Annotated in this window: 5 protein-coding genes; all 5 read right to left on the bottom strand. The window is 59.4% G+C overall.

Annotated elements, in window-relative coordinates:
* Positions 1-202: 202 nt before the first annotated feature.
* Positions 203-1,129, bottom strand: coding sequence for a ketoacyl-ACP synthase III (locus DTP52_RS00195; RefSeq protein ID WP_109751829.1), 927 nt, complete (start codon positions 1,127-1,129; stop codon positions 203-205).
* 330 nt (positions 1,130-1,459) lie between these two features.
* Positions 1,460-4,351, bottom strand: coding sequence for a TIGR00180 family glycosyltransferase (locus tag DTP52_RS00190; RefSeq protein ID WP_109751338.1), 2,892 nt, complete (start codon positions 4,349-4,351; stop codon positions 1,460-1,462).
* A 61-nt stretch (positions 4,352-4,412) separates the two neighbouring features.
* On the bottom strand, positions 4,413-7,994 hold the full coding sequence (locus DTP52_RS00185) for a glycosyltransferase (protein WP_109751828.1): 3,582 nt from the start codon (positions 7,992-7,994) through the stop codon (positions 4,413-4,415).
* A 110-nt stretch (positions 7,995-8,104) separates the two neighbouring features.
* Positions 8,105-9,670, bottom strand: a complete 1,566-nt coding sequence (locus DTP52_RS00180) for a flagellar hook-associated protein 3 (RefSeq protein ID WP_109751337.1) — start codon at positions 9,668-9,670, stop codon at positions 8,105-8,107.
* Positions 9,671-9,683: 13 nt separating this feature from the next.
* Positions 9,684-11,750 carry a flagellar hook-associated protein FlgK gene (gene flgK / locus DTP52_RS00175; protein ID WP_109751336.1) on the bottom strand — a complete coding sequence of 689 codons (2,067 nt, stop codon included), beginning with the start codon at positions 11,748-11,750 and terminating at the stop codon, positions 9,684-9,686.
* Positions 11,751-11,753 lie beyond the last annotated feature (3 nt).

The raw sequence follows: 11,753 nt of genomic DNA, 5'->3' as shown, positions 1-11,753 counted from the left end.
GTAATAGTTATCGTCGGGTTAGGCACTTGCTTGAGGGCTTTTTTCAAAAAATTTGCTAGCAGACTGCCACCCCTTGCGAAACAAGGGTTTAGCCGCGGGCAAAGGCCCGAAAAATGGCGTCAAGAAACCGCGAAACAAAGTCACGGGCAAAAAAAAGCGCCACAGGCCAGCCTGAAGCGCTATTTGGAAGAACGTAGTTTGATCAATCGCGATAAAGAATCGCCGATCCCCACGACAGGCCCACACCGAAACCGCTGATTGCCACGCGCTTCCAGTCAGCATCCAGAACGTGCTTTTCCAGCAGCAGCGGAATGCTCGATGACACGGTATTGCCGGTCTCGACCATATCCTTGATAAATTTCTCAGGCTCACCCTCGAAACGCCGCGCCACGGCATCGACAATCGCCGCACTGCCCTGGTGAATGCAGAACGCATCGATATCACTGGCTTGCAGTGACAACTCGTCCAGTAGTTCGTGCAAATGAGCGGGCACTTTCAGCAAGGCGAAGTTGAAGACTTGGCGGCCGTTCATGAAAAACACACCGTCGCTGACCTTCAGGTGCGGCGCGCCGGAACCATCGGTGCCGAACTTGGCCTTGCCCAACTGCCAGGTCGCGTCGTCGGCCATCCAGGTGGCCGTGGCGGCGTCACCGAACAACATGGTGGTGTTGCGGTCTTCAGGATCAACGATCTTCGAATACGGGTCGGCGGTGACCAGCAGCCCGTTCTTCAGCCCTGCGGCCTCCATGAAGCCTTTCAGGGCATAGATGCCGTATACGTAGCCCGAGCAGCCCAGCGATATATCGAACGCCGCCACATGGGTCGGCAGCCCGAGTTTGTCCTGCACGATGGCGGCAGTATGCGGCAACCCCTCTTCATCACCGTTCTGGGTGACAACGATCAACGCGTCGATGGATTCGCGCGAAAGCTGCGGGTTGTTGGCGAACAATGCATTCACCGCCTCGACACACAGGTCCGAGGTCTCCTGGTCAGCGTCTTTGCGCGGCAGGAACGCCGAACCAATCTTGCCAAGGATGAATTCTTCATCCTTCTCGAATTTGGCACCCTGAGCGTAGTTATCCACACCAGCGGTCGGCACATAACTCGCTATGCTTTTTATGCCAATCATCATGGCTTCCCGATCATGTACTGCGACTAGGTTCACCCCCAAAAGCTCAGGGGCGCTTCAAAATAGTTGATTTTCCAAGGGGCGGACGCCTTGTCCAGCAAACGAACAGGCCTCCACTCCGGGGAATACAATACAGTGAAGATGCACTTTATGACCTATGCGTCACGCCGTTTTGTTCTGGAAAGGCATTTTTTCATGACAAACGAAGCCATGTCATTTCCCGCGACGGTATTGGACACTGGACAGGAATCTTGAGGATGGCGGTGCAATTGGGCAAGAACGCCGGCAGTCTTACCTGCCGGCGTCAATGGAACGCCTTGCAAGGCGGAGTTATGCCAGCAATTCGGTCCAGGGTACGTTGCGCACCGGCCCCAGGGTAAAACCAGCACCTTGCAACGCCAGGTTCCCATTGTAGAAACGATCCTGGGCGAGTGCCTCGAACCACTTCTCACGCAGCGCCGCACGCGCCTGCGGCGTACTCGCCAGCACGCCGGACTGGATTACCTGCACGTGTGGCGTCCATACCGTCAGATACCCGGCCTGGCCGACTCGGAGGCACAGGTCCACGTCACCCAAGGCCGCGTCGAACAAATCGCTGTCTATGCCGTCAGCAGCATTGAACAACTGCTTGGAAATCATCAAGCAGGCAAAAGACACCGCCGAGCAATTCTGCTCGACGACCAACCGGTTCATGTAGCCTCTGGCGGTCTTCGGCTCGCCGATGAAAGCCGAGCCAACGACGTCATTCAAGCCCAGGATCAGGCCGGCCTGGGTGATACGGCCATCGCGTTCGGTCAGCTTGGCACCGACCACGCCCACTTCCGGACGCAAGGCCTGATTGAGCAACGATTCGATCCAGTTGACGTTGAGCACTTCGCTGTCCGCCGCCAGGGTAACCAGATACTCGCCCTTGGCTTCCTGGCTGGCAGCGTTGATCAAGGACCCGGTTGCCATGTCCGGCTCGATATCCAACAAGCGAACGCGACTGGCCTGGTGCCCCTGCCCCTGAAGCCAGGTGCGCAGCACGGCGCTGTCTGCCGCAACGGCGCCGAGCAATACCTCGTAGCGCTGATAGCGGGTGCGCTGCAGCACGCTGAGCAGGCAACGCTGTAGCGTCGGCAGATCGCCAACGCCATGGACGATGATCGACACCAGGGGGCGCTCGGCAAAGCGGTAGTCGATTTTGTGCGTGCCCGGCACGACCGCACTCACGTCAGCCTGATAACCCCGAACCGCCAGGTGACGCAGCAATGTCTTGCGCTCATCGGCATTATCTTCCACCGCAGGCGCCTGGCAAATCAGCAGGGGCTCATCCAGATGGGCAAGCCCCTCCAGGCCGTCCTGCTCGATCAAACGCAACAGCAGGTCGAACTCCATCGCGTTCTTGAACTCGCGCGAATAACCGCCGAGTCTTACCAGCGTCTCGCGGCGTAGCAGCCAATGGCGGGCCATCAAGGCCGGGGCGCTTTGCAACAAGTCAAGGTTGAACCCTGGCCGGAAGACATCGGCCAGCGTCCCGTCAGGCTGGCGCTGGAACTCATCCATTGCCACAGCCTGGCACTGTGGAGCGGCCAGCAATTCCACACCCGCGCGGAACAGGCCGGTCGGCGTCAATTCGTCACCGACCTCAGCCAATACCATCCAATCGCAATCGCTGTGGCTGACCACCTGATTGATCTTGTCGACGTAATTGCTTTCGTTGACCTTGACGAAATGCAGGACGTTCTGTGGCGTCGTCTCGGCGGGCAGGTCGCCGGTGGTAAACACGATGATCTTGAACGCCCGGCAATAGCCATTGATGATGCTGTCGAAAGTGGCCTGCATCTTGAAGACGTCGGCGTCCAGGTCCAGGATCAAAATGCCAAACGTGGGGCCACCGTTGCGAGCGGCCAGGTATTTAGACACTTTCTGGGCTTCACTGGCGCTCGGCTCACGCGCCTCGAGCCAGTGCAGCAATTGTCCGGAGCGCGTAGCGTCGAACAACCTTGCGGTATTTTCAAACGCCGCTGCCTTGAGCCGTGGCTCCCAGGCCTGGAGCATTTGCACGTAGCGCGTGTCACCCTTGGCCTGCATGACCTCGAGCAGTTGCTTCACCAGATCCTGGTTGAAGGCATAGCTCAGGAAAGCCCTCGCCAGTTGTTCATCAAGCGGCTCGGCGCTGGTGTTGCGCTGGGGGCGAGACAGCTCTTTCTGCTTGAGCATGACTGCTTCCAGCTCCTTCAACTGCACCAGCCCGCTTGGCGCCGCATGAAGCAGGAATTCCAGAGTGGCGAGCACGTCAAAAAAAGCCTGGTTATAGAAAGGCATTTCAACGTATTGCGTTGGTTCGAAACGACGAACCGGTTCGCCACGTCGCGAATCCCAGGTCGACTCAAGCAGTTTTTGGGTCTGCGGCACCGAACGCTCATCCAGCTTTTTGATGATGGCCCTGGCGTACTCTCGCGCAGGATCCGTACCAAAGGCACTGGCCAACGCCGTGGCAAAACGCTCCTGTTCAGCGACCGCACGCAAGTCCGGAGAGCCGGGCGCCGTAGCGACCAGGCTCGGCGGCTTCGCCACGCGACTGCGTTCATGCAGGCCATAAGGAATGGCCAGCAAACGGACGTTTGCATCTGCCACCAGCCCATAGCAATGGCCGGCCTCCTGCAACCGCGAATCAAAACCGGCGGGCAGCGAAGCGCAACTGCGTCGCAAGGCTTCAGTACGCGTGAGTGCACTCACCAACCATGGGCAATCCTCGGCAAACACGGCCAGCCGGGCATCGGCCGATCCTCCGCAGTAGTCTTCAGCCCCTTTGCGATCGAGCAAGTAATAGTCGATACGGTCGGCATGGGCTTCGAACGCCAGGCTATAGCCTTGACAGGCACTGTATTCGGAGTGCGAGTCCAGGAAACTCAGCGCTTGTTCGAGTGCCTGGGGCAGCAGGAAACTCTCGACATCGGCAATCGCCAGGTAAGGCGTGGCGACTCGCTCGACAGCCTGGCGAACCTTGTCACCGAAACCACTCGCCTCAGGCACGTGCAGATACTGCACAGCGGGGAATGCTGCCTCGATATCAGCGTCGATCCGGCTCGATGAGTCGATAACCAATACGGCGAACGAACTCTCGCTGTAGTAGCGCAACGCCCGCCGCAGGGCAGTCGACTGGTCGTGGGCGAGCAGCACCAGGGTGAACCGTTCATTCAACGGCGCAGTCGATCCTGTTGAGACATTGCTTAGCATATTGATTCCTTAACGAGTGGATGGCCGTATCAGCGACACCGGGAGTTCGAGGTCGAACTCATCAATCCGGCAACCAACCATTGGCCCAGTACTGCAAGTTATCGCCGCGCAATACAAAGTCGCGCAGCACCACTTCACGTAATTCATCGCCCATCCGATAACTGGCAATCGGATCCGCCAGGTGCATACGGATGGCCTCCAGCCATTCTTCGGTGCTGTTGGTAAGGACCCGGGTGCAAGGCAGGTGCCCCCGGTAAGCCTCGGTATCCGAACAAATGACCGGATAGCCGCACGCACCGTATTCCAACAGGCGAAGGTTGCTTTTGCAGTCGTTGAAAATATGGAATTCCAGCGGCGCCAGGGCCAGGTCGAGATTCAGGCTGGCCAGCTTCGCCGGATAAGCCGCCAGGCTCACGCCAGGATGAAACTCATGGACATAGGGCTTGAGCAGATCCGGGCACATGCCGAAGAACACCCATTCGACTTCGTCAGCCAGTTCGCGCACGACATCAGCAATGAGCTCCAGGTCGCCACGGTGGCTGGTGCCGCCGCCCCAACCGATACGCGGTTTGCTTGAGGTGGCACGCTGGCTTCTGAGCTGGTGCCACAGGCCGGCAGCCAGCATGTTCGGCACCACTCGGATGTCGTGGTGCATGCTGGACAAGACGTCCGCCAGCGGATGGGTGGACACCACGACCCGATCACACAGGCCGATCCCTTGGCGCAGCAAGTCCTCAAGGTTGTCCGGCATATTGCGGCGGTGTTCGTTTTTTTCCGGGACCCTGGCGATGTAGTCATCCAATTCGTAGATGCGCATGGCGTTGGAGTAAGTCTTGACTTGAGTGATGTCCTTGAACTTACCCACGTTATAGCGACCCTGAAGGATGATCACATCCGGTGACTGGCGCTCGATGTCGATGATCGAGGGTGTATCGTAGGCAACACGCCCCACGATTCGCCCAGCCGCTTCCAGTTCGAATAACGGTTGGCTGACCCGGTAGTGCCCCACCGCCGAGGTATTGACCGCCATACCCAGGATCGAAGGTACGTTGCGGGTAATCAACGGATTCCATCCGGTGCGTGGCCCGGGCTCGAGACTGAAGCTTTTCCCGGTCAGGGTCAGGTTACGGTTGTAGGCCGGATCGTTGGCGATCCTGGGCAACCAGCGCTGATAGAACGCCTCTTGTTCGTGCTCCAGCCGCTGTTTCCACGAAGAATCACGACTCGTTTCCACGCCGGATGCCAGCACGACATCACTGTAAGGTGTGGTGACGAGCAGGTAACCGTTTTTTCCGACCTGCTGGCATAACTCCAGAGAGTTGATGCGCTGCGTGGTGATCGACTCATCGAACCCACCGGCCTCCTCCAGGACTTGCTTGCGTATCAACAGACAGTGGTCGCCGACGGCGCTCCAGTTCTGCACCGTCTGCAAGCGTTGCATATAGCCGCCAGACGTTACCGATTCGTTGACGAAAGCCCTGCCCGCCAACCCACCCAGTCCCATGATCATGCCGGAGTCAATGACCCGGCCCTGTTGGTTGAGTGTGCGAGGTCCAACGATACCGACCTCGGGACGTTGTCCATGATTGAGCAGTTCTTCCAGCCAGGTGGCTTCCAGCACGATGCAATTGGGGTTGAGCAACAACAGGTATTCGCCGCGGGCCTGTTGCGCGGCGAAATTGCGAATCACGGCTTCGCTGCCGCTTGCCGGGTGCAGGAATATTCGCAATTTTTCACTGCCCAGCTCGGCCATGGCCCGCAGCCAATGCTGCAGCTCGGCGTTTTCACTGGCGTTATCGACAATGATGATTTCGTAGTGCGGATACGCGGTCGTGCTGATCAGGCTGTTGACGCAACGCTCCAGCGCGCCCAGGTCATCCTTGACGCTGATGACGATCGACACCAGGGGGCGCTCGGCGAACAGGTATTCGATGCGCGGGACCAACGCCAGGATCGGCCCCGGATGAAGCCGGTGCGGCACGCCGATACGCTGTAGATGAGCGCCGATCAGCCCGGCGTTTTGCTCGATGACTTGCGGCAACGACAGCCACTGGGCAAACGAAAACGTCGACTCGACCTGGACTTCCGGAATGTGACCGATGACCTGCGGCCCATCCGTCTCCACCAGTCGCCAGATCAAGTCATGGGGCGCCAGTTCGCCCAGGCTCGGATCGAACCCACCGGAGGCCAGGAATCGGGCACGCTCGAAAGCCAGTGTCCGACCGACATAGGGATAACCGCGCATCAGGTCGAGATTGAAGTCTGGCTTGAAGATCGGCTCCACCGACTTGTCATCCACCAGCGCACCTTCATCGCTGTAGAGACAGGCAACGGCCGGCGAGCTGACAATCCGATCGGCCATTATCAGGAGCGCGGACTCGGTCAAGCGATCGCCGGCACGCAGCAGGTAGAACCAGTCGGCGCCGTCCAGTTGAGGCAACAGCCCGTTGAGCTGTTGTGCCCAGTCCGCTTGCAGGCCAAGGCGCAGGACATGGTTGTCCACAGCCTGGCGACCGTTGGACAGTAGCAGCACCGATTCGCAGGCATAGGCCTGGGCAGCGATACTCTGCAGGGTAATACTCAACGCATAAGGATCGTCCTGCGCGTCGATGATGATAGGGATGATCATCGGACGATAGGCCCAGCGGGAGATCTGCCGGGACAAGACTTGCTTGCGCAATGGACTGAAACGTCGACACGTCAACCACTGGGCATAGAGGTCCGCGTAGCTTTCGATGTCAGTGCCGACTTGCGAGCCGATGACGCCCTGCCGAGTCGCAATGACCGAGTAGACGTTGATTTCTTCCCACTCCGATGCCCCTGGCTCCTTGGGCTGCCCCAGCGTCTGGTAGCGCACCCAGCCACTGGCGGGCGCCGGCTCGCCACTGCGCTGGGCCAGCATTTCCTTGAGCCATGTCAGCTCCACCGTAGCCGCATCAAGCATCTTGGCCTGACGCGCCAAGCGCTCCGGATGCAACCGTTGGCCACTTCCCTCGGCGTAGAGCTGGACCAGATTACCCCGGCGCAACAGGCAGATGAACAAGGCAAAATCGAGCACTGCCTCGAAGCCTTCACCCGGCCGCGCCAAAGCCGGCAGCAAGGCCTCGACATCGGTGCGGCGCATCAATGCGCCACTCAAACCGCCGAGAATATTACGGGTGGTCTTTTCAAAATACGCCAGCATGTCAGTGCCGTTGAACAGCGCATCGAACTGCGTGATGCCCGTGTTTTCCACGCGGATCGGCAAGGCGTAATTGTCGGCATCGATCAAGTGATGCTTGTTGACCACCAACGATACTTGCGCATGCTCCTGCAGGATGGCCGCCTGCTGACTGACGCAGAACGCCAGCAACTGATCGTCATCACACAGGAACTTGATGTACTCGCCCCGCGACTCTTCAAGGCAGCGCAACAGGTTCTGCTGGAACCCCAGCCGAGTCGGGTTGCACAGGTAACGCGCCGCCACATTGGCGCCAACGCTCAGTTCCTGGACGATCTGCTCGATTGCATCGCTGCGGCAATCGTCGCAGATGACAATCTCCAGGTTCTCGTAGGTCTGCTCGAGCGCGCTTTGCAAAGCGAGACGGAAAAAGCGTGGATTGAACGCGGGGATGGCAATACTGACAAGAGGAGCTGATTTCACACGCATGGCTCTCAACCGGCGGGCGTCAACTCAGGCGAGAGCAGGACGTCCTGAATCGTATAAAGGAACGGGTCAAGGACCGCTTATAGCGTCACGGTCCCTGCCCTGGATCAGATTTTGTTGAACAATCCCAATTGAGTGATTTTGCTGAACGCCAACTGTGACGCCTGCAGCATAGTCTGCTGCAAGGTCAGGCGCGTCATCACTTCGGCCGGATCGGAATCACGAATCGCCGACTGGGTCTGCGAGTTGGCAAGGACGAAGCTCTGATTGGTATCGCTCTGGGTATCGAGCGACTGGCCACGACCACCAACCGAACTCAATGCACTGGTCAACTGGTCAGTACCGCTGGCCAGGTTACCTATAGCCGAAGCCAATGACGCATTCAGTTTCTGGATGGCGATGTTGTCGCCATCTGCCGGCGTGTTCAAAGCAGTCCGCAACTGGTTCACGGTGTCCAGGATGTTCTGCGTCTCGTGGGTATTGACCGAAATGCTGAACTGGTCGTTGGCGGCCGGAGCACCGTTGAGCGTGAAACTCACGCCGGATGCGGTGGCAACGTTGCCCGCCAGGGTGCCGCTGGACACCGGCTTGCTGTCCGCGTTCAAGGGCGCTGCGTACAGGTCGAAATCCGTGGCACTGGTGAACTTCAGCACCGCCGCCCCCGTCGGGAAACTGGCGTGGTAGGCCACCGGGTCAGTGATCTGGCTACCGGTGATCTGAGTCGCGGTGGCGTTGCCCGGGCTGCGGGCCGGAGTGAACGTATCGGGCTTGGCGGCCAGGGTGAAGGTATGGCCGGGCAGTATCGTGCCGGCAACGTCGCCCGCATGAAGGTTGACGTTCAAGGTCAGGTCGACGCCGCGAAAGCTCACGGTCTGCCCGACCTGGTTATTAGGCTCGATGACACCGCCCTTGCTGGCTTCGGCGGTCACATCGTTGCCGCCCGAATCAGTGATTTTCAACTGGGTGCCGCTGACAAATTCCACCGTGTACGGCTCGCCACTGCGGAACTGGCTGTTGTAGGTCACGCTGGACGACACTTGGCCGTTGGTCAACACAACACGCCCATCGTCCACCGCCGGCGCGGTCATGGTGACTTGGCTACGACTGGTGTTGACGGCTTGCTGGAACGCTTCCCAGCCGGTGCTGTTGGTGGCCATCGTCATGGTGTCGCCGATCGGCAGGTCAAGGGTGACCTGGTCGCCGTTGTAGCTGTAGGTGCCATCACCGTTGCGGGTGAACGGTACGACATCGCCCTTGGAACCGGCAAAGATATATTTGCCGTTTTCATCCTTGGTGTTCATCAGGCTCAGCAACTGATCTTCGATCGAGCCCAATTCCGAAGCGACCGCTTTACGGTCCGCGTCGGTGTAAGCGGCGTTACCGGCACTCACAGCCAATTCCTTGGCGCGCTGCAGCACGTTGCCAATGCTGGTCATGACCGCTTCGGTCGTGCCCAGGGTCGCCTTGATGGTGGTGACGTTGGCTTCATATTGGGACAGCATCGAAGCCTGGTTGCCCAGTTGCAGCAGGCGCGAAGCCCCCACCGGATCATCAGCGGCGGTGTTCACCCGCACCAGGCTGCTGGCCTCTTCGCTGGTCTTGACCACCTTGGAGAAGTTTTTCTGGTAGTTCGCAGCCGAAGATTCGTAAAACTGCGAGGTAGAAATGCGCATGGGCTACGGCTCCTTAAAGACTGCTGATCAATGTGTTGAAGATTTGCTGCGCCGCCTTGATGATCTGCGAAGACGCCGTGTAGTACTGCTGGAACTTGACCAGATTGCCGGTTTCTTCATCCAGGTCCACGCCCGACAACGAATCGCGGGCGGTCTTGGCGTTGTCCAGGATCGCACCGGTGGCGGCACTGTCGAGCTTGCCCTGGGCGGCCTTGGCGCCGACGCCTTCCACCAGCTTGCCGTAGGCATCATTCAGGGAAATACCCTTGCTGGAGGAACCGGTGTCGACGGTCTTGGCAGTCTGCAAGCCGGCCAGGACGGTGCCGTTACGGTTGTCCAGGCTACCGGCCTGGCTGAGGCTGATATTGATGGAGGCACCGTTGGACGGGGCTCCAGCAATGGACATGTCGAACGTGACGGTGCGTTGCACCGGCGGTACGGACGAATCCATGATCGGGTTGCCACTGGCGTCCTTGAGCGGAACACTCAGGCTCAGGGTGTTGCTTTCGCCGGGCTTGATCGTCCCGCTGCTGATCGGGGAGCCCTTGGCATCGAGCAGTTGGTAAGCCTGGCTGGTGCCATCGGCGGACGTCGCGCCGAACACCACCTTGACCGGCATGGAGTTCTTGATGCCGTTCTGGATGATGGTCGTGGTGGCTGCGTCGTAGATGTCCAGCTTGGTGGTCATGCTCGGCTGGCCGCTGGCCGGGATGGTCAGCGTACCGCTGCCACCTGGCACGATGGCGGCACCCAACGGCGCGGCAATCGCCAGCCGCTTGGAGTCGGTCATCTCGGTCTTGATGTTGGCCGCAGCGTTTCGGGTCGGGGTGAGCCTGAACGAGTCGCCGGCGGCTGCGGTGCCGTTGGCAAACGTCATCGAAAAACCGTCGATCACCGGTGGCGGCGTGGTGGCGGTGTTGAACGCGCCCATCGAGGTGCCGTCGGGCAGGCGCTGGACGGTGTAGTCAGTGCCGCTGGTGAACGTCACCTTGTAGTCGTTGGTGGTCAACTTGCCGGAGTCTTCGATGGCGATGTTGAAGTTGCCGGAGCCAGCGCTGTTGTTCAACGAGGCGACGCTGCGCTGGCTGATCTGCGCGGCGCTGTTGATGTTGCTGAACAGGTTGGAGCCGAAGGCCCCGTTCATGTCGATGCCCGAGGCCTGGATGCTGTTCATCTGGTCGGCGACCACCAGGGCCACGCGCCCCAGCTCGTTCATGGCCGGGTCGAGCACGGTACTGCGGTAGCGCATCAGACCGCCAATTTCGCCGCCAGTGAGCACCGAAGTCAGGTCCATGGAGCTGGAACCACTGTTGAGTTGGATGCCAATACGCCCCGGATCGTTCTTGTCCGGCACCGCTTCCAGGGTATTGACGATATTGCCCATCACCAACGGCTGGCCGGAGCCCAGGTAGATGTCCAGGCTGCTGCCGTTCTCGACGACCTGGGTGCCGGTGAACGTGGACAGTTGGCGGATGGTTTCGCTGCGGGCGTCGAGCAGGTCGTTCGGCGCGCCGCCGGCGTTGGAGACCTCGGCGATTTTCTTGTTCAACTGCGCAACGGTGGCGGCCAGGTTATTGACCTGGTCGACCATGTTCGACAGGTTGCCGTTGATGTTCTGGCTCTGTTCCGTCAACTGGCTGGCAACCGAATTGAAACGGTTGCTCAGGGCCTGGGCATCGCTGAGCAGCAATTGACGGGACGCATCGTCACCGGGCTTGGCATTGACGTTCTGCACCGAGGCGAAAAACTTGGTCAGTGCGCCATTGAGGCCAGTACCGCTGTCCGACAGCAGGGAGTCCAACGGGGTGATCTGTCCTTGGTAGGCCGCCGCGTCACTGTTGAGCGACGTGGTGGTTTTCAGTTGCGCTTCAAGATACGAGTTATACACCCGACGCACATCGGCCAGGGTCGTGCCGGAACCGATGAACACGTTGCCGTACTGATTCGACGCCTTGGTGGTCTGCACAGTCTGCTGGCGCGAATAACCGGCGGTATCGACGTTGGCGATGTTGTTACCCGTGGTCACCAACGCAGTCTGGCTTGCTGACAGACCCGACATCCCTATATTGAGCAAACTCATGGT

The sequence above is a fragment of the Pseudomonas sp. 43mfcvi1.1 genome, assembly GCF_900115935.1.
Classification (GTDB): Bacteria; Pseudomonadota; Gammaproteobacteria; order Pseudomonadales; family Pseudomonadaceae; genus Aquipseudomonas; species Aquipseudomonas bijieensis.
Note: the sequence above shows the minus strand (reverse complement) of the source record. Positions and strands in the feature narration are given on the sequence as shown.

Coding starts and splice junctions, on each gene's coding strand:
- flgK (WP_109751336.1), bottom strand. CDS start 11,750: ATGAGTTTGCTCAATATAGGGATGTCGGGTCTGTCAGCAAGCCAGACT.
- DTP52_RS00190 (WP_109751338.1), bottom strand. CDS start 4,351: ATGCTAAGCAATGTCTCAACAGGATCGACTGCGCCGTTGAATGAACGG.
- DTP52_RS00195 (WP_109751829.1), bottom strand. CDS start 1,129: ATGATTGGCATAAAAAGCATAGCGAGTTATGTGCCGACCGCTGGTGTG.
- DTP52_RS00180 (WP_109751337.1), bottom strand. CDS start 9,670: ATGCGCATTTCTACCTCGCAGTTTTACGAATCTTCGGCTGCGAACTAC.